This is a genomic window from Pseudomonas xionganensis (assembly GCF_009763245.1).
Classification (GTDB): Bacteria; Pseudomonadota; Gammaproteobacteria; order Pseudomonadales; family Pseudomonadaceae; genus Aquipseudomonas; species Aquipseudomonas xionganensis.
On the sequence record NZ_WKJZ01000001.1, the window covers coordinates 2,303,672 to 2,322,213 of the forward strand.

Annotated in this window: 18 protein-coding genes; 11 read left to right on the forward strand and 7 right to left on the reverse strand. The window is 63.2% G+C overall.

Annotated elements, in window-relative coordinates; genetic code table 11:
- Positions 1-88 precede the first annotated feature (88 nt).
- From GJV18_RS10735 to GJV18_RS10745, 3 genes are all read left to right on the forward strand, one after another.
- A complete protein-coding gene (locus GJV18_RS10735; RefSeq protein ID WP_160345266.1) occupies positions 89-1,015 on the forward strand; it encodes an esterase/lipase family protein in 927 nt (308 codons plus the stop codon).
- An 87-nt stretch (positions 1,016-1,102) separates the two neighbouring features.
- Positions 1,103-2,173: a lipase secretion chaperone gene (locus tag GJV18_RS10740; protein ID WP_160345268.1), complete on the forward strand. Its 1,071-nt coding sequence runs from the start codon at positions 1,103-1,105 to the stop codon at positions 2,171-2,173.
- 12 nt (positions 2,174-2,185) lie between these two features.
- Positions 2,186-3,961 carry a hybrid sensor histidine kinase/response regulator gene (locus GJV18_RS10745; protein ID WP_160345270.1) on the forward strand — a complete coding sequence of 592 codons (1,776 nt, stop codon included), beginning with the start codon at positions 2,186-2,188 and terminating at the stop codon, positions 3,959-3,961.
- Here the strand turns inward: GJV18_RS10745 and GJV18_RS10750 are convergent.
- The 3 genes from GJV18_RS10750 to GJV18_RS10760 form a co-directional block, all read right to left on the reverse strand.
- The gene (locus GJV18_RS10750) at positions 3,930-4,547 is read right to left on the reverse strand and encodes a response regulator (protein ID WP_160345272.1); all 618 of its coding nucleotides are present in this window, start codon (positions 4,545-4,547) and stop codon (positions 3,930-3,932) included. The genes GJV18_RS10745 and GJV18_RS10750 overlap by 32 nt on opposite strands.
- A gap of 96 nt (positions 4,548-4,643) precedes the next feature.
- A complete protein-coding gene (locus tag GJV18_RS10755; RefSeq protein WP_160345274.1) occupies positions 4,644-5,123 on the reverse strand; it encodes a hypothetical protein in 480 nt (159 codons plus the stop codon).
- 211 nt (positions 5,124-5,334) lie between these two features.
- Positions 5,335-6,189 (reverse strand): sulfurtransferase, encoded by an 855-nt coding sequence (locus GJV18_RS10760; RefSeq protein ID WP_160345276.1) that lies wholly within the window; start codon positions 6,187-6,189, stop codon positions 5,335-5,337.
- A 136-nt stretch (positions 6,190-6,325) separates the two neighbouring features.
- On the opposite strand from GJV18_RS10760, the gene GJV18_RS10765 reads away from it, so the two are divergent.
- Entirely contained in the window at positions 6,326-7,006 is a 681-nt protein-coding gene (locus GJV18_RS10765) for a spermidine synthase (RefSeq protein WP_160345278.1), read from the forward strand.
- A 57-nt stretch (positions 7,007-7,063) separates the two neighbouring features.
- On the opposite strand, the gene GJV18_RS10770 is transcribed toward GJV18_RS10765, so the two are convergent.
- A complete protein-coding gene (locus GJV18_RS10770) occupies positions 7,064-8,122 on the reverse strand; it encodes an SMP-30/gluconolactonase/LRE family protein (protein WP_160345280.1) in 1,059 nt (352 codons plus the stop codon).
- Between the two features lie 137 nt (positions 8,123-8,259).
- On the opposite strand from GJV18_RS10770, the gene rnd reads away from it, so the two are divergent.
- Genes rnd through GJV18_RS10785 form a run of 3 tightly spaced genes read left to right on the forward strand, consistent with a single transcriptional unit; the run spans position 8,260 to position 10,629 of the window.
- Complete coding sequence (gene rnd / locus GJV18_RS10775; protein WP_160345282.1) at positions 8,260-9,393, forward strand: ribonuclease D; 1,134 nt, start codon at positions 8,260-8,262, stop codon at positions 9,391-9,393.
- Positions 9,390-9,683, forward strand: coding sequence for a YcgL domain-containing protein (locus tag GJV18_RS10780; protein WP_160345284.1), 294 nt, complete (start codon positions 9,390-9,392; stop codon positions 9,681-9,683). Before rnd ends, GJV18_RS10780 begins: the two co-directional genes overlap by 4 nt.
- 13 nt (positions 9,684-9,696) lie before the next feature.
- Positions 9,697-10,629: a D-2-hydroxyacid dehydrogenase gene (locus GJV18_RS10785; RefSeq protein ID WP_160345286.1), complete on the forward strand. Its 933-nt coding sequence runs from the start codon at positions 9,697-9,699 to the stop codon at positions 10,627-10,629.
- Between the two features lie 66 nt (positions 10,630-10,695).
- On the opposite strand, the gene fabB is transcribed toward GJV18_RS10785, so the two are convergent.
- From fabB to GJV18_RS10800, 3 genes are all read right to left on the reverse strand, one after another.
- Positions 10,696-11,916 carry a beta-ketoacyl-ACP synthase I gene (gene fabB / locus GJV18_RS10790; protein WP_160345288.1) on the reverse strand — a complete coding sequence of 407 codons (1,221 nt, stop codon included), beginning with the start codon at positions 11,914-11,916 and terminating at the stop codon, positions 10,696-10,698.
- 12 nt (positions 11,917-11,928) lie between these two features.
- Positions 11,929-12,444, reverse strand: a complete 516-nt coding sequence (gene fabA / locus GJV18_RS10795) for a 3-hydroxyacyl-[acyl-carrier-protein] dehydratase FabA (protein WP_160345290.1) — start codon at positions 12,442-12,444, stop codon at positions 11,929-11,931.
- A gap of 187 nt (positions 12,445-12,631) precedes the next feature.
- Positions 12,632-14,521: a response regulator gene (locus GJV18_RS10800; RefSeq protein WP_160345292.1), complete on the reverse strand. Its 1,890-nt coding sequence runs from the start codon at positions 14,519-14,521 to the stop codon at positions 12,632-12,634.
- Positions 14,522-14,798: 277 nt separating this feature from the next.
- Between GJV18_RS10800 and GJV18_RS10805 the strand changes: the two genes are divergently transcribed.
- The 4 genes from GJV18_RS10805 (at position 14,799) to GJV18_RS10820 (ending at position 18,409) form a co-directional block, all read left to right on the forward strand.
- The gene (locus GJV18_RS10805) at positions 14,799-15,821 is read left to right on the forward strand and encodes an NAD(P)H-dependent glycerol-3-phosphate dehydrogenase (protein WP_160345294.1); all 1,023 of its coding nucleotides are present in this window, start codon (positions 14,799-14,801) and stop codon (positions 15,819-15,821) included.
- 18 nt (positions 15,822-15,839) lie between these two features.
- Positions 15,840-16,187 (forward strand): DUF4389 domain-containing protein, encoded by a 348-nt coding sequence (locus GJV18_RS10810; protein WP_160345296.1) that lies wholly within the window; start codon positions 15,840-15,842, stop codon positions 16,185-16,187.
- Positions 16,184-16,645, forward strand: coding sequence for a phosphohistidine phosphatase SixA (gene sixA / locus GJV18_RS10815; RefSeq protein ID WP_160346085.1), 462 nt, complete (start codon positions 16,184-16,186; stop codon positions 16,643-16,645). The genes GJV18_RS10810 and sixA overlap by 4 nt, the downstream gene beginning before the upstream one ends.
- Positions 16,646-16,753: 108 nt before the next feature.
- Complete coding sequence (locus GJV18_RS10820) at positions 16,754-18,409, forward strand: AMP-binding protein (RefSeq protein WP_160345297.1); 1,656 nt, start codon at positions 16,754-16,756, stop codon at positions 18,407-18,409.
- The last annotated feature ends 133 nt before the right edge of the window (positions 18,410-18,542 follow it).

The following is an 18,542-nucleotide window of genomic DNA, read 5'->3' on the forward strand; positions in this document are numbered from 1 at the left end:
TGGGCCCACCCGTATCACCTCCTTAGACTGTGCGCACGCCGGACGCGGTTACCCGGCGTGCCAAACAAGAAAAATAAGGAGGCACCCCATGCGTCGCGTTATCTGTTCTGCTCTGGCCGCTGCGGCCCTGGTTGGCGCCGTCGAGGCCCAAGCCACTTACACCAAGACCAAGTACCCGATCGTGCTGGTGCACGGGGTCACCGGTTTCAACACCATTGGTGGGCTGGTCAATTACTTCCACACCATTCCCTGGAACCTGGAACGCGATGGCGCCAAGGTCTATGTGGCCAGCGTTTCGGCACTGAATGACAGCGAGCAACGCGGCGCCTCCCTGGCTCAACAGATCGTGCCCTGGGCCGGCGCCAATGGTGGCAAGGTCAACCTGATCGGCCATAGCCAGGGTTCGCCAACCTCTCGCGTCGCTGCGTCCCTGCGCCCCGACCTGGTGGCCTCGGTGACTTCGGTCAACGGCGTGAACAAGGGCTCCAAGGTGGCTGATGTGCTGCGTGGCATCATTCCGGTGGGTGGCCTGATCGAAGGTGGGGTCAATGCCCTGGCCAATGCCCTGGGCTCGGTGATCAACCTGCTTTCGGGCAGCAGCAATCCGCAAAGCGGCATCGATGCGCTGAAAACCCTGACCACCCCTGGCACTGCCGCACTTAACGGTCGTCACCCCTGGGGCGTGAATACCAGCAGCTACTGCGCCAAATCCACCGAAGTGCACAACGTGCGTGGGCACAGCATCCGCTACTTCTCCTGGACGGGTAATACCTCCTATACCAACGTCTTCGATGCGGTGGATCCTTTCCTGGCCATTACCGGGCTGGTGTTCGGCAGCGAGAAGAACGACGGCCTGGTTGGCGTCTGCTCCACCTACCTGGGTCAGGTAATCGGTGATAGCTACAACATGAACCATGTGGATGCCATCAACCACCTGTTCGGCATTCGCGGCTGGAGCGATCCGGTCACCCTGTACCGCCAGCATGCCAACCGTCTGAAGAACAAGGGCATTTAATCCTGAAGTTGCGGGCTGTCTGGCGTCTGTTTACGTGCAACAGATCGTAAACAGACGCCAAGGGCGGCCCGCTTTGGAGTTGTCTCTATGCCATTCCCCGCTCGACATCTGTTTGTCCTGGCCCTGGCGGTGATCGCCGCCACGGGTCTGACCCTCTACTGGCAATGGCCGGAACCTGTAAAGCAGGCTCCGGCCATTGGCGTTTCAGCCAAGCCTGCCCAGCCGCCTGGCGGTATCCCAACCCCGCTGCTGGTGGCGCCGCAACCTGAGCCCGGCAAGACCACTGCAGCCCAACTGCCCACCCTGCAGGGCACCGAAGTGGACGGTGAGCTGCGCGCCGACAGCGCCGGCAATCTGCACCTGAGTCTGGCGGTGCGTGACTATATGGATTACTTCCTGAGCGCCGCCGATCACTCCGGACTGGATGCGGCAGTGCAGGCCATGCTCGATGATGCCCGTGGGCGTCTGCAGGAGCCTGCGCTGGGCCAGTTTATGAATCTGCTGGGCGACTACATGGACTACAAGCGCGCCAGCATGGCCATGCTCGAACGGCCGCTCAGCGCGCGCCAGCAGACGAATCCGGCGGGCCAGCTGCAGGCTCTGCAACAAGCGTTCAATGAGATGGCGCAGTTGCGCCGTCAGCATTTCTCCAACGTGGCGGTGGAAGCGCTGTTCGGCACCGAAGAAGCCTATTCGCGCTATACCCTGGACAACCTGGCCCTGATGACGCGTGAAGATCTGACTGACGAGGCCAAGGCCCTGGCCCAGCAGCGCTTGCGCGAGCAGCTGCCCGAGGCCATGCGCCTGAGTGAAGAACGCCAGGCCCAGGCCATCGAGCAGCAGACGCAAACTGAGCGCCTGTGGCAAGAGGGCGCCAGCGAAGAGCAGGTGCGTCAGTTCCTCGCCTTGACCTATGATGCGCCCACGGTCGAGCGCCTGCTCGATGAGCGCCGTAGCGAGCAGGCCTGGCAGCAACGCTATGCCCAGTATCAGCAGGAGCTGGCCGGCTTGCAGGCCAATGGTCTGAGCCAGGCTGACCGCGCACGTGAGCAGCAGCGTCTGCGTCAGCGTTTGTTCAGCAATGATGATTTACACCGGGTGGAAACCTATGACGCTATTGCCGCCAAACAGCAGGACGATCAGTCGCCAGATTTGTAAGGCGGGGAGGGTATGAGCCTGGAGCAGGAAGAGCGCCTGCTGCTGGCTCAGCAAAGCCGCGGCTTCGCCCGCCTGTGTTTTGTCCCGGCGCTGGAGGCGGGGTTCGCCGAACACCGTGTGCAGCGCATCCGCCGGCGTCTGTTGTTGATTGTCAGCACCGCGATTGTCTTTCAGCTGGTCTATCTGCTGCTTGATCTGTTGCTGCTGCCGGTGACCGTAAGCCTGCTGCTGGCACCGCTACGCCTGCTGGCCATTACCATGACCCTGTTGGCCTATCTCTACTGCCGTCGTCCGCAGAGCCCGGCGCGCTCCACCCAGGCTGTCTATGCCCTGGCCTACAGCCTGAATGCCGTGGCGGTGGTGCTGATCATCCATATCTGCTGGAGCCTGGGCATGCCCATGCCCTACGACGGTCTGTTTCTGGTGCTGCTGTTTGGTTATGTGCTGCTGGGGGTTTCCTTTCGCACCGTGGTGGTCAGTTCCTGGGGGTTCTGCAGCCTCTTTCTGTTGCTTGGTCTGGTGCTGCAAGGTTTCAGCGCGCCGCTGGCGTATCAGGCGCTTTTTCTGTTTTGCGCCAACCTGATTGGCAGCGTCGGCGCCTATATGCAGGAGCACGGCCAGCGCGGTGCCTGGCTTAACCTGCGTCTGCTGGATCTGGCCCGGCAACGCGCCGAGGCCGACGATGCACGCAAGCTGCGCCTGCTGGCCGCGGCCAGTCACGATCTGCGCCAGCCGCTCAATGCCATGGGGCTGTATGCCCAGCATCTGCTGGAGCAGGGTCAGGAGCCGGCCATTCAGCGTATCAGCAGCCGTCTGGCCACCTCGGTGGAGCAGCTCAGCCGGCTGTTGCAGTCGCTGTTCGACTACACCCGCTTGACCCTGCCCGGTGGCGTCGAGGCCAAGCCCGAGGCCTTTGCCTTGCGCCCGCTGCTGCAGCGGCTGTGCGACGAGACCCGTGCAGAGGCACTGACCCAGGGTGTGCAGTTGCAACTTGAAAGCCATGAGTGCTGGGTGCGCAGCGATCCGTTGCTGCTCGAACGCATGTTGCGCAACCTATTGGCCAACGCCCTGCGCCACGCTCAGGCCCAGCGGGTCTGGATCAAGGCCAGCCTTAAGCAGAACGAGCTGCTGCTGGAAGTGGGCGATGATGGTCGCGGCCTGAGCGAGCAGGAGCAGGGCCAGGTATTCGAGGAGTTCCAGCAGCTGGACAACCCCGGGCGCAATGCCGAGCGGGGCCTGGGCCTGGGCCTGGCCATCGTGCGTCAGCTGGCGCAACTGCTCGATCACGACCTGCAGCTGCATTCCAGTCCGGGGCAAGGCGCGCGGTTTCAGTTGCGCCTGCCGCTGGCCGAGGCGGGTGAGTGGCAGGCGCCGGCAGCACCTGTGGCCAGGCTGCAGGGGCGCGTTGTGCTGCTCGAAGACGACAGTGCCGGGCGTGATGCCCTGGGCGCCTTGCTGCGCCGCTGGGGGTGTGAAGTGTGGGCCTGCGCCGATCTGCAGCAGGCCCTGGCTTGTCTGGACGAGGCGCAACCGCACCTGTTGATCAGTGATTACCGCCTGGCGGCCAAGGAAGATGGCTTGCGTGCCATCGAGTGCCTGCGCGAGGCAGCCGGCAGCATGTTACCGGCCTTGTTGATCACCGCCGATATCAGTCCGCAGTTGCAGGAGCGCTGCATTCCCGCCCATGTCACCCTGCTTGGCAAGCCGTTGTTGCCGGCGCGCCTGCGTCAGGCCCTGGTGGTATTGTTGCCGGCCCTCAAAGCAAACCGCGCTGGCGCGCCACACTGACGCAGGCAGTGCGGGTATGCACGTCGAGGGCCTGGAACAGGGTTTTCAGGTGGGTCTTTATCGTATCTTCGGAAACGCCCAGCTGGCGGCCGATGGACTTGTTCGGCAGGCCCTCGGCCAATAACCGCAGGATCTCCATCTGCCGCGGGGTCAGCGGGTTGGGCTCACCCGACTCGGGGGCGGGCAGGGTTTCACCGAGCAACACCCGGGTCACTGCCTGACGCAGTTCGTCGCTGTTGGAGCTCTTCGGGATAAAGCCCAGGGCGCCGGCATTCAGCGCAGCTTGGGCATCGAGAGTGGAGTCGCTGGCGCTGAGGATGGCCACCGGGGTCAGGCAGCCTTGCTGTTGCCAGCGCTGTAACAGCTCAAGGCCGGGCATATCGGGCAGGCGCAGGTCGAGCAGGATCAGATCGAAATCCTGCTGTTGCAGGCAAGCCTGGGCTGCGGCAGCGCTTTCGGCAGTTTCAATCTGCAAGTCGGCACACAGGGGCGCCAGAGCCAGACTAAGGCCGTCGAGGAAGATGCGGTGGTCGTCCACCAGAAGCAGGCTGAGCTGCTCGGGCAGGGCATTGCATAGGGCGGTCATGGCGATCTCGCAAGCTTTTCTTATTGTTGTCGAGCTTGGCGAGTGTACCGCAAAAAAGCCGTCTTTCAGCCGTAGCGGTTCACGCCTGAACAGCTTTTACGCCACCCGACTCAGGCTGCCCACACAACGCTGCCAGGCGGCAATAAAGTCTCTAGGGCGGCCGTGGGGCCTGAATACCCGACGCCAGATGCGAGCCATGCCCAGCAGGTCGTCGACTGCGGGCAGTGGGCTGTTGTCGGCCTCGATCAGCATCCAGGCAATCGCGGTGGCGTAGCGCAGGTTGACCGTCAGTTCCAGATGAGGCGCCGCGAGAAAGGCATGCTGGCTGGCCAGGCCGCGGATCCGGCTGGCCAGATCCGGGTCACGGGCCAGATGCTGATCCCAGAGCTGCTGGTGGCGCAGTTCGGCGATGCGATACAGTCCATGACCATGCTTGTCGTCGAGGGCCGCTCCCAGGCCCGACTGGCTGGCCGCAGCGCCCAGTAGCAGGGCTTCGGCGGCGGGAGAGTGGCACCCCAGGTAGAGCAGGGTAGGGCGGATTACATGCTGACTCAGGTCGCAGGCGGCAATTCCCATAGAGCCCTCGCGAAAGGTGATCGGTGGGGCCGGGCATTTGGCAGCTTCTGCTTGTTCTGATAAAGGCCCCACCGAAAGCGGGTTTAGCCGCTTATCTTGAAGTCTAGTGCGACCTTTCGAATGTAAAGGGCTGTTTTTAAATTGTTTTCGACTTCCGGCTCCTGGCTATATTCCAGTTGGTGCTTAGCGCTTTGGTTTTCGATATACAGCGCTAGTCGCCTGTGGCCACCGGGCGGTTTGGGTCGGTCACCCACTCGCTCCAGGAGCCGGCATACAGCGGCGCCAGGGGGTAGCCGGCCAGACACAGGGCGAACAGGTTGTGGCAGGCGGTGACGCCGGAGCCGCAGTAGGCCACCAGCTGCTCCACCGGGCGCCCGTTGAGCAGCTTGGCAAAGCGCTGGCGCAGCTGTTCGGCGGGCAGAAAGCAACCATCGTTGCCCAGGTTTTCGCTGAACAGGGCGCACTGGGCACCAGGGATATGCCCGGCCACCGGGTCCAGGGGCTCCACTTCGCCGCGAAAGCGTGGCAGGGCGCGGGCATCGAGCAGGCACAGCTGCTTCTGGCCCAGGCGCTGCTGCAATTGCTCGGCATCGAGTACCAGGCTGGGGTCGGGCTGGCCCTTGAATGAACCGGGTTGTACCGCCGGCACCTCCTGGCTCAGGGCAAGGCCGGCAGCACGCCAGGTTTTCAGGCCACCGTCCAGCAGGTAGACCCCCTCGCGTTTGCCCAGCCAGGTGAGCAGCCACCAGGCGCGGGCAGCGAAGGCATCGCCACCGTCGTCATACAGCACAACGGTGCTGGTCTCGTTCAGCCCCCAGTTGCGCAGGCGCTGGACCAGTTGCTCAGCATCCGGCAACGGGTGGCGGCCGGTAACCCCCTTGTGTACCGGGCCGGACAGGTCACGCTCCAGGTCGGCATATAGAGCGCCGGGGATATGGCTTTCGGTGTAACTGCGCTGGCCGTAGTGCGGGTCATTGAGGGCAAAGCGGCAATCGAGGATCAGCAGATTGGGCTGGTGCAGGCGCTGCTGCAGGTCTTGGGCGGTTATCAGCTGGGCGAGGGGCATGCCGGGTATCCTTGGGTAGATCAACAGCCGGCATCATACTGCGCGTGACTGCTCGGCTCGATAGGCAGCTTGCCTCTCGCGCACAGGGGCATTTGCGGGCATGCTGCAGTCCCTTGTTGTTTGCAGGCCGCTATCCATGAAACGTTTTGTCTTGCTCGACACCGCGCCGATACCTGGCGGCGATGGAGCACTGTGCCTGTTCGAATATGGCGAGGACTTTGTGATCAAGATCGCCGGCGGCGATGGCGGCCAGTTGATGAACACCCGTATGCACGGCTCAGAAGATGCCCTGGCGGCGATTCCCTGCAAGAAGGTCGCCGGGCGACCTGATTCGCGGGTGCTGATTGGCGGCCTGGGCATGGGCTTTACCTTGGCTGCAGCGCTGCAGAACCTGGGCAAGGGCGCTGAGGTGGAAGTGGCCGAACTGGTGCCTGGGGTGGTGGAGTGGAACCGCGGCCCGCTGGGGGCCAAGGCCGGTTACCCGATCCTCGATCCACGCACCCGGGTGATCCAGGACGATGTGGCCAACTGCCTGAAAAATGCCGAGCAGCGCTATGACGCCATCATGCTGGATGTTGACAACGGCCCAGAGGGCCTGACGCAGAAGCGCAACAGTTGGCTGTACAGCGCCCAGGGCCTGCAGCGCTGTCATCAGGCGCTGCGCAACAAGGGCGTACTGGCGGTGTGGTCGGCCAGCGCCGACCGGGTATTCAGCGACAAAGTACGCAAGGCCGGCTTCAGGGTGGAGGAAGTGCAGGTCTACGCCCATGGCAACAAGGGCACCCGGCATACCATCTGGATTGCCGAGAAAAAGTAGGCGCCAACCTGCTCGCACAGCGGTGTTGGAAGACGCTGCGCGGGCAAGTCTTATGGCCTAACGAATTTTAAGCTTGCCGATCCGGTCATTATCCAGGCTGCCCAGATACAGAAAGTCGCCCACCGGCTTGACCGAGGTGATCATGCGCAGATGGGTGCCACTGGTGTCATGCAGGCTCTGGATAATTTCGCCTTGCTCGTTGAGTGCGATGGCAAAGCCGTAGGGCACGGCCTTGGGCCAGAAGGCCCGCGGCAGTTTGGCCAGTTGCGCCTTGGCCCAGGGCGAGCGGTGCAGCATATCGGCATCGGCCTTGCGCGGGCTGGGCAGGGCGACCCAGAAGGTACCATTGCGGTCGCCCTGCAGGTTGTCCGGCAGGCCGGGCAGGTTGTCGATAAAGATGTCGTGCGTGCCGGCTTTCTCGCCGCTCAACCAGTATCGGGTGATGCGGTAACGATAGGTTTCATTGACCAGGACAAAGTCCTCATTGGCCGACAGGGCCACGCCGTTGGCGAAGTACAGGTCCTTGAGCAGTACGCGGGTTTCCCGGGTCGCCGGGTTGTAGCTGAGCAGGCGGCCGTGGGGGCGGGCTTCGAGCAGGTCGAGCAGGTAATCCGGCTGCTCGAAGCGCGAGGATGCATCGCTGAAGTAGATGGTGCCGTCGCGGGCGATATCCAGATCGTCGGTGAACTTGAAGGGCACGCCTTCGGCCTCGGTGCTCAACACCTCGATCTGCCCCTCGGGGTTGATGCGCAGCAGGCCCTTGTAGGCGTCGGCGACGATCAGGTGGCCACTGGCGTCGAAATCCATGCCCAGCGGCCGGCCGCCGGTGTCGACGAAGGTGTCGACCCGCTCACCTTCGATGCGCACGATGCGCCCGTCATGCAGGCCGGCGTAGACCCGGTCCTGGCTGTCCACTGCGGTGTCTTCCGGGCCGTGTACCTGGCCGCGGCCGAGCAATTCGGCCTTCATCAGGCTGTCATTGGGTTCCAGTACGCCGGTCAGCAGCGGAGCCTGGGGCGCCTGCCAGGCCAGTGGATCGATGGGGCTGGGGGTGACGACGAGATAGAGCGCGGCAGCGACCAGCAGGGTCAGGAACAGGCCAAGCAGCTTCTTCATTGTTGTTATTCCCTGTGTGTGATGGGCAGTCATGCGGGCGCAGAATAACGCGTCTGCAGCCTGCCGGGCATATTGTGAATGCCCGGCTATAGGGCGTGGCGATATATACTGCGCGGCATTGTTGAAGGGAGAGCCGCGTGGCGATTGATATTCACTGGATTACCGATGACGCCGACCTGGCGCAGCATTGCGTCGCCTGGCGCCGCCTGCCCTTTGTGGCACTCGATACCGAATTTATGCGGGTCGACACCTTTTACCCCATCGCCGGCCTGTTGCAGGTCAGTGAGGGCGAGCGGGCCTATCTGATCGATCCGCTGCAGATCGGCGACTGGAGCCCCTTTGCCGAGCTGTTGCAGGATCCGGCTGTGGTCAAGGTATTGCACGCCTGCAGTGAGGATCTGGAGGTCTTCCTGCGCCTGACCGGCAGCCTGCCGGCGCCGCTGTTCGATACCCAGCTGGCTGCCGGCTACCTCAACCTCGGTTTTTCCATGGGCTATTCGCGCCTGGTGCAGGCGGTGCTGGCGATCGAGCTGCCCAAGGGCGAGACCCGCTCCGACTGGTTGCAGCGTCCTCTTTCGGCCACCCAGGTGAGTTACGCCGCCGAGGACGTGCTGCATCTGGCCGAGGTCTATGCCGCGCTCAAGGCCCAGCTGTCAGCGCAGAAATACGCCTGGGTGCTGGAGGACGGCGCCGAACTGGTCAGCAACCAGGGTCGTGAAAGTGACCCAGATGAAGCCTGGCGCGAGGCCAAGCTGGCCTGGAAGCTCAGCCGCCAGCAGTTGGCCGTGCTCAAGGCCCTGTGTGCCTGGCGCGAACGCGAGGCGCGGGTACGCAACCAGCCGCGCAACCGGATTATCCGCGAGCATTCGCTCTGGCCCCTGGCGCGCACCCAGCCGGATAACCTGGTCAGCCTGGCGCGGATCGAGGACATGCATCCGAAGACCGTGCGTCAGGATGGCGAATTTATTCTCAAGCTGATCCAGCAGGCGGCTGCCACGCCAGCCGCCGATTGGCCCGAGCCTCTGCCCGAGCCGCTGCCGCTGGAGGCCTCGGCGCTGCTGAAGAAACTGCGCGCTATCGGTCAGCGTGAAGCTGAGCGGCTGAATATCGCCCCGGAGCTGATGCTGCGCAAGAAGACCCTGGAGGCCCTGCTCAAGAGTGGCTACCCCAAGGGCCCCTACCAATTGCCGGATGCCCTGCGCGGCTGGCGCCGTGAACTGATGGGCCAGGCCCTGCTCGACTGCCTGGCTGCTGCTGGAGACACCCCGTGAAACGTATCTGCTCGATCTACAAAAGCCCGCGCAAGAACGAGATGTACCTCTATGTGCTCAAAGCCGATGGCCTCAAGCGCGTGCCGGAAGCCCTGCTCAGTGCCTTCGGTCCACCAGCACTGGCCTTCGAGATGATCCTTACCCCACAGCGCGCCCTGGCCCGGGAGGACATCCACAAGGTGCTGGAGAACCTCGATGAGCAGGGCTACCACCTGCAGATGCCGCCGCCGGAAGATGACTATATCGAGCACCTGCCGGAAGAGTTGCTGCGCCGCAACGATCCGGTCTGAGTTGAGCGCCTGAATGCGGATTCTGATAGCCGAGGCGGAGCATCGGCATTACGCCGAACTGCTGCAGCAACAGGCCCCTGAGCTGCAGCTGATCAGCGCGGCCGATCCCGCTGAGCTGCGCAGCCATGCTGCCGAATGCCCTGTGTGGCTGGGCCAGCCGGATCTGCTGGCCGAATTGCTGCGCACTGGGGCGCGGCCGCAGTGGTTGCAATCCACCTGGGCCGGCATCACGCCGCTGCTGGCGGCTGATCTGCCGCGCGATTATCGGTTGACTCGGGCGGTGGGCATCTTTGGCCAGGTGATGGCCGAATATGTGCTGTGCCACCTGCTGGCCCATCAGCGTGAACTCTTCGCCCGTCTTGCTGCCCAGGTCGAGCAGCGCTGGGACAACCGCCTGCCGCAAAGCCTGAATGGGCGTCGTGTGCTGATCGTCGGGGTGGGTGAGATTGGCCTGGCGGTGGCGCAGTTTCTCGCACCCTTTGGCGTCGAGCTGCGCGGCATTGCCAGTCAGCCACGCCACCTGGCGCCTTTTCTCGAAGTGGCGGCGTTGGCCGATCTGCCGCGGCTGGCGGCAGAGGCCGATTACCTGATCAATCTGCTGCCTGATACTCCGGCCACCCAGAACATCTACAACGCCGCATTATTCACCCAGCTCAAGCCTACGGCGCTGCTGATCAATGCCGGGCGTGGCAGTGCGGTGGTGGATCAGGAGCTGTGCCAGGCACTGGAACAGGGCCTGCTGGCCGGCGCGGTGCTGGATGTCTGTCGCCAGGAGCCGCTGCCGGCCGGGCATCCGTTCTGGACAACGCGGCATCTGCTGCTGACTGGCCATAGCGCCGCACCAACCGATCCGTCATTGCTGGTGCAGCTGTTTGTGCAGAATCTCAAGCGTTGGCAACGAGGCGAGGTGCTGCGCGGCGAGGTGGATTTCAACAAGGGCTACTGAGGCCTTGCCAAAGACCAACAAAAACGGCGCCCGAAGGCGCCGTTTTTGCGTGCAGCGTAGTCGCTGTTACTGGCCAGCCCAGCGCTTGAGTACCAGGGTGGCGTTGGTGCCGCCGAAACCGAAGCTGTTGCTCATCACGGTGTCGATCTTGGCATTTTCCACGGTAGTGCGCTGGATCGGCAGATCGGCGATTTCCGGGTCGATTTCATCGACGTTCACCGAGCCGGCGATAAAGTTGCCTTCCATCATCAGCATGCAGTAGATGGCTTCCTGTACGCCAGCAGCGCCCAGGCTGTGGCCGGACAGGCTCTTGGTGGAGCTGATGGCTGGTGCCTTGTCGCCGAATACCTCACGCACTGCGCGGCTTTCCGCGACGTCACCGACCGGGGTCGAGGTGCCGTGGGTGTTGAGGTAGTCGATGGGCGTATCAACAGTGGCCAGGGCCTGTTGCATGCAGCGCACTGCGCCTTCGCCGCTCGGGGCAACCATGTCGTAGCCATCGCTGGTAGCGCCATAGCCGACGATCTCGGCGTAGATCTTGGCGCCGCGCTTGAGGGCGTGCTCCAGTTCTTCCACCACCACCATGCCGCCACCGCCGGCGATGACGAAACCGTCACGCTTGGCGTCGTAGGCGCGGGAGGCCTTGTCCGGGGTTTCGTTGTACTGGGTGGAGAGGGCGCCCATGGCGTCGAACAGGAAGCTCTGGCTCCAGTGCTCTTCTTCACCGCCACCGGCGAAGACGATGTCCTGCTTGCCCAGCTGGATCTGCTCCACGGCATTACCGATGCAGTGGGCGCTGGTGGCGCAGGCCGAGGAGATCGAGTAGTTCACGCCCTTGATCTTGAACGGCGTGGCCAGGCAGGCGGAGACGGTGCTGCCCATGGTGCGTGGTACGCGGTAGGGGCCGACGCGCTTGACACCTTTCTCGCGCAGGATGTCCATGGCTTCCATCTGGTTGAAGGTGGAAGCGCCGCCACTGCCTGCGATCAGTCCGATGCGCGGGTTGGAAATTTCCTCAAGACTGAGGCCCGCATCCTTGATCGCCTGCTCCATGGACAGGTAGGCGTAGGCGGCGGCATCACCCATAAAGCGATAGACCTTGCGGTCGATCAGCTCTTCCAGATTCAGGTCGATCGAGCCGGAAACCTGGCTGCGCAGGCCCATCTCGGCATAGGCAGGATTGAAACGGATGCCGGATTTGCCGGCACGCAGGCTGGCGGAAACGGTGGCTTTGTCATTGCCCAGGCAGGAAACGATGCCCAGGCCGGTGATTACGACGCGACGCATGCGATGAGTCCTTTAGAAACTGTCGGTAGAGGTGAACAGGCCGACACGCAGGCCTTCGGCGCTGTAGATCTCGCGACCATCCACGCTCACGCTGCCATCGGCGATACCGAGGATCAGCGAACGGTTGATGGTGCGTTTGATTTGGATGTTATAGGTGACCTTCTTGGCGGTCGGCAGAATCTGGCCGAAGAATTTCACTTCGCCCGAGCCCAGGGCACGGCCGCGGCCGGGGTTGCCCTGCCAGCCGAGGAAGAAACCCACCAGCTGCCACATGGCGTCGAGGCCCAGGCAGCCCGGCATCACCGGATCGCCTTCAAAGTGGCAGCCGAAGAACCACAGATCCGGGGTGATATCGAGCTCAGCGACAATTTCGCCCTTGCCGTACTTGCCGCCGGTTTCGCTGATGTGGGTGATGCGATCGATCATCAGCATGTTGGGGGCGGGCAGTTGCGCGTTACCTGGGCCGAATAGTTCGCCGCGACTGCAAGCGAGCAGTTCTTCCCGGGTGAAGGCGTTTTGTTTGGTCATGCGAGCTCCTCAATATTTCCCATGCGCCGAGGCTGGGTGAATCGTCCTGGCTGACGGCGCGTCAGGGCGCACCTGCCAGCAGCCTAGTCATAGACTGTTGCGTTGTGGTGAAAGTCACAGTGTGCCGAGTACAGGTGTGCACTGCCTTGATTTGGCTCATGACGGTTGCCAGGCAGAGTGCAGCAAATCACGGCTGTTGGCCACTCGCCGAAGGTCTTGGAGCCAGCCATCGTTGCAGTATTTGCTGCAGATCAGCTCTTTTGAAGGGTTTTGCCAGGTAATCGTTCATGCCGGCCTGCAGGCAGGCTTCGCGGTCGCCCTGCAGGGCATTGGCGGTCAGGGCGATAATCGGTGTTTCGGCGCGCCCGGCCAGCTGGCGGATCAGGCGGGTGGCCTCGTAGCCGTCCATGATCGGCAGACGGCAGTCCATCAGAATGGCATCGAAGTCCTGCTGGCTGACGCAGTGCACGGCCTGGGCACCGTCGGCGACCAGGCTGACCTGATAGCCCAGGCTGCGCAGCATGGCTTCGATCACGGTCTGGTTGACCGGGTTGTCCTCCACCAGCAGCACCAACTGGCCCTGACCCTGGGCGCTTGTGGTGGGTACAGGGCGGGCGGCGCTTGGGCTGTGCTGGGTAAAGGGCAGGGGGATCTCCAGGGTGAAGACCGAACCCTGGCCCGGTTCGCTCTGGGCGCGCAGGGTACCGCCCATGCGCTCGGCGAGGGTGCGGGCGATGGGCAGCCCCAGCCCGGTACCGCCGTAACGTCTTGAAATAGAAGTGTCGGCCTGCTGAAAGGCGTCGAACATATGTTCAAGGCGCTCGGCCGGTATGCCGATGCCGCTGTCCTGTACCGCACAGCTGAACCACAGCACCTGGTTGTCCAGTGCCTGCCACTGGGTCATCACGCGGATGCTACCGCTCTCGGTGAACTTCAGCGCGTTACCGATCAGGTTGACCAGAATCTGCCGGATGCGCGTCGGATCGCCCTGAACCTCCAGCGCCTGCAAGTCGCCCTGGGTTTCCAGTTGCAGCTCCAGGCCACGCTGCTGGGCGCTGTGCTGGAATACCTGCAGCGAGCTCTGCAGCAGCTCATGCAGGTTGAACGGGATGCGCTCCAGCTCCAGGGCGCCACGTTCGATGCGGGAGAAGTCGAGAATATCGTTGATCACCTTGAGCAGGTGCTCGGTGGATTCGCTGGCCAGGGCCGCATACTCGGCCTGCTCGCTGGTCATCTCGGTGGTTTCCAGCAGCTGCAGCATGCCCAGCACGCCGTTCATCGGGGTGCGCAGTTCATGGCTCATCATCGCCAGGAAGTCGGACTTGGCGCGATTGGCCAGTTCCGCCTGTTCCCGGGCCTGGATCAGCAGGGTCATGGCCCGTTGCTGCTGCTCGCTGGCATCGGCCAGTCCGACCGCCAGGCGGTTGATATGCCGGGCCAGGGCGCGCAACTCACCTTCACCGACTTCCGGCAGGCGGGTCTGGTAATTGCCGGCCTGAATGGCGCTGACCGCCTCACCCATGGCGCTCAGGGGTTGTGACAGGCGGCGAGCCAACTGCCGGGCCAGGAGAAAGGTCAGGATCAGGGCAAAGAGGGCCAGCAGGGTGGCCTTGAGCAGGATCTCCTGCTGGCGGGTGTTGAAGGCGTCGTTGGACATGCCCACCACCACCTGGCCGATGGGCGCATTGCGGCTGCTGATCCCTTCCTGGGGCGCTGGAATATGGGCCTGGAAAATCTCCACCTGGCTGCTGGCCTGGCCGCTGTCCGGAGTCTGTTCGACATAGGCCAGGATATCGCCTGCTTCATCACGCACTTCGAGAAAGCGCAGGTGCGGGGTTTTCAGGGTGGCCTGCAGCAGGGATTCAAGCACTCGCAGATTGCCTGACTGCACGCTGTACTGGCTGGCCGGCGCCAGTTGGCTGGCGATCAGCTGGCCATTGTGGTTGAGCTCGTGACGCAGATCCTGCAGGCGGGCATAGGTGAAATAGCCGGTCAGCAACAGGGTCAGCAACAGGGCGGGGCCAACGCTGATCAGTTGGGTACGGGTGTGGATATCCCAGTTCAGCCGCCACTTCACAGGCAGGATCCCCTGGGGGCTGATCCCTGAGATGAAGATAGGGGCACGCGCCTGCAGTCGGTCGGAGAAAAAGCTTGGGTGAGGTCTAGCACGCAACAACCTTGTTCGCGTTTCAAAGGCTGTATGGTAACCGAGCCGGGGCGCTTTGCCAGTGGCGGCAGACTGCCAGGATGCCCCACCGATCAACCTGCGCGGCAGGCTTTAGGCTGGCCGTGCAGCAGTCACTCCGTAATAATGTGCGTTCTTCGCCAAGCCATTGGCTCGACATGGAAGCTTTATGACTGATCAGCAACCCATCGCCGTCCTAGGTGGAGGCAGCTTCGGCACCGCCATCGCCAATCTGCTGGCGGAAAATGGCCAACAGGTGCTGCACTGGATGCGCGACCCGCAACAGGTCGAAGCCATCGCCCTGACCGGAGAGAACCCACGCTACCTCAAGGGCATCAAGATCCACCCGCGGGTCAAACCGGTCACCGATTTGCTGGCCTGCCTGCAGGCCTGCTCAATGATTTTCGTGGCCTTGCCGTCCAGCGCCCTGCGTCAGGCCCTGCAGCCGGTGGCAGGGGAGCTGGCGGGCAAGCTGCTGGTCAGCACCACCAAGGGCATTGAAGCGCAAAGCTTTATGCTGATGAGCCAGATCCTCAAAGAGATCGCCCCGGCTGCGCGCATCGGTGTGTTGTCCGGGCCCAATCTGGCCCGTGAAGTGGCCGAGCAGGCGCTGACTGCCGCGGTGGTGGCCAGCGAGGACGAGGACTTTTGCACCCAGGTGCAGGCCGTGCTGCATGGCCGCACCTTCCGCGTCTACGCCAGCAGCGATCGTTTCGGCGTGGAGCTGGGCGGTGCGCTGAAAAACGTCTATGCCATTATCGCCGGCATGGCTGCGGCAATGGGCATGGGCGAGAACACCAAAGGCATGCTGATTACCCGCGCGCTGGCGGAAATGACCCGTTTCGCCGTGAAACTGGGGGCCAACCCCATGACCTTCCTCGGTCTGGCTGGGGTGGGCGATCTGATTGTCACCTGTTCGTCACCCAAGAGCCGCAATTATCAGGTGGGCTATGCCCTGGGCGAGGGCCTGAGTCTGGATGCGGCGGTGGAGCGTCTGGGTGAAGTGGCCGAGGGGGTCAACACCCTCAAGGTGCTCAAGGCCAAGGCTGAAGAGTTGCAGGTGTATATGCCGCTGGTCGCCGGCCTACATGCCATCCTGTTTGAAGGGCGCACCCTGGATCAGGTGATCGGCGCCTTGATGAGCGGCGACCCCAAAACCGATGTCGACTTTATTTCCACCACGGGTTTCTGAAAGACCAAGGAGCGTGTCATGAGTGATGAGAGCAACGACCTGCAACGCGAATCCATTCTGCTGCGCATCCTCTGGATGGTGATCTTCGTCATCGTCTGGCAGCTGGCGGAGCTGTTGCTGGGTGTGGTGGTACTGGTGCAACTGGGTTATCGACTGTTCTACGGCGCGCCGAATGCCGGCCTGCTCGGTTTTGGCGACAGCCTGAGCCAGTACCTGGCGCAGATTGGCCGTTTCGGTACGTTCAATACCGATGAAAAGCCCTGGCCCTTCGCCGATTGGCCGACGCCGCAAGCGCCCCAGGGCGAAACACCGCACAGCGTGCCGCCGGCGCCACATCCGGTGCGTGATGAGGAGCCCAAGCTCTGATGCTCTGCCTGTTGCGTCATGGTGAAGCCGAAGCCATGGCCCCCAGCGATGCCTTGCGTCGTCTGACTGCGCGGGGTGAACAGCAGGTGCGTGACGCCGCCGAGCAGCTACGCGGTCTGGGCTTGCAGCGCATGCTGGTCAGCCCCTATGTGCGCGCCCAGCAGACTGCCGCCCTGGTGCAGCAGGCACTGGGCTTTAGCGGTCCGCTGCAGACGGTGCCCTGGCTGACCCCGGACAGCTCGCCACAACAGGCCCTGGCCGAACTGGATGCCTTCGAAGGTGAATCCGTGCTGCTGGTGACCCATCAACCCTTCGTCGGTGCCCTGGCTGGTTTGCTGGTGCACGGCAGTCGGCAGCAGGCTCTGCCCATGCAGACCGCCAGCCTGGCGCTGCTGGCGGGGGACAGCTGGGCGGCGGGCTGCATGACCCTGCAGGCGCTTGTTCATCCCGCGCGCTGATCTACACACCGAAACATTTCTTCACTTGCGAGCCGCCTTTGTGCGTGGAATAGTCCAACCAAGCAATTGCTTGGTTGGCTCCACAAAAACAACAAAGGAGGAAGACCTGTGGCTGATGCATACCCGTTGCCGCTTGAAGTGTTTTACCAGCGTGAATCCCGTCACCCGCAAAAACGCTACATGGTTCAACCGCTGCCGGGGGGCCAGCTGCAGGAACTGAGCTGGGCCGATGTGGGCGAGCAGGCCCGGCGTGCGGCCAATTGGCTGCGCAGCCGTGAACTGCCCCAGGGCAGTCGTATCGCCATCATCTCCAAGAACTGTGCACACTGGATCATCAGCGACCTGGCGATCTGGATGGCCGGGCATGTCTCCGTGCCGCTGTATCCCAATCTCACAGCCGATTCGGTGCGTCAGGTGCTGGAGCATGCCGAGGCGAGCCTGGCCTTTGTCGGCAAGCTGGACGACTGGCCAGCCATGGCCCCAGGGGTGCCCGAGGGTGTGACGGTGATCGGCCTGCCGCTGCGGCCCGAGGGGCGCTTCGATTACCTGTGGGATGACCTGCAAGCCTGCACGCCGATTCAGGACAGCCCCAAACCCAGGGCCGATCACCTGGCCACCATTATCTACACCTCAGGTACCACCGGCGCGCCGAAAGGGGTTATGCACAATTTCAGCAACCTGGGCTTCGCCGCCAGCCATGCCACCGAGCTGTTCGGCGTCGGCGAGGATGACCGGGTGCTCTCCTACCTGCCGCTGTGTCATGTGGCCGAGCGCATGTTTGTCGAGCTGGCCTCCCTCTATGCCGGGCAGACGGTGTTCTTCGCCGAGAGCCTGGATACCTTCCTCGAAGACCTCAAGCGCGCGCGGCCGACCGTGATGTTCGGCGTGCCGCGGATCTGGACCAAGTTCCAGATGGGGGTCTACAGCAAGATGCCGGCGCAAAAGCTCGATCGCCTGCTCAAACTGCCGCTGATCGGCCGCTTTATCGGCAAGAAGGTGCTGGCCGGCCTGGGTCTGGATGCGGTGCGCTATGCCCTGTCCGGGGCGGCGCCAGTGCCCGAGACGCTGCTCACCTGGTACCGCCGTCTGGGCCTGGAGATCCAGGAGGTCTATGGCATGACCGAGAACTGCGGTTATTCCCACGTCTGCCGCCCGGGCAAGTTCAAGCAGGGCTGGATCGGCCAGAACAACCCGGGGGTGGAGGTGCGCATCGCCGTGGATGGCGAGGTGCAGGTGCGCAGCGGCGCCACCATGCAGGGCTACTACAAGGCGCCGGACAAAACCGCCGAAACCCTTACCGATGATGGATTTTTGCGCACCGGCGACAAGGGCGAGCAGGATGCCGAGGGCAATCTGCGCCTGACCGGGCGGATCAAGGAGATCTTCAAGACCAGCAAGGGCAAGTACGTGGCGCCGGCCCCGATCGAGAATCGCCTCGGCGAACACCCGCGTATCGAGCAGGTCTGTGTGGTTGGCGATGGCATGGCTCAGCCCATGGCCCTGTGTGTGCTCTCGGATGTGGGGCGCACTCAGGCCCGGGACGAGCTGGAAGGCAGCCTGAAAAAACTGCTGGAGGAGGTCAATCAGCGTCTCGACCAGCATGAGCGTTTGCAGCGCCTGGTGCTGGTCAAGGATATCTGGGCGGTGGACAACGGCTTCCTTACCCCGACCCTGAAGATCAAGCGCAACGTGGTCGAAGGCGCCTATGGCGAGCGCTTTGCGGAATGGACAGCGCGCAGTGAGACAGTGCTCTGGCACGACTGAGTGCACTCGCCGTCCATGACCGGCGCTCCCTCACAAGAAGCGCAGGTCATGCTCAAGCGCATCACCATGGCTGGAGCATTTCTCTGACTGACGAATAGGGCGGGCCCGCTGCATTGCGCGGCTGTCCACCGTG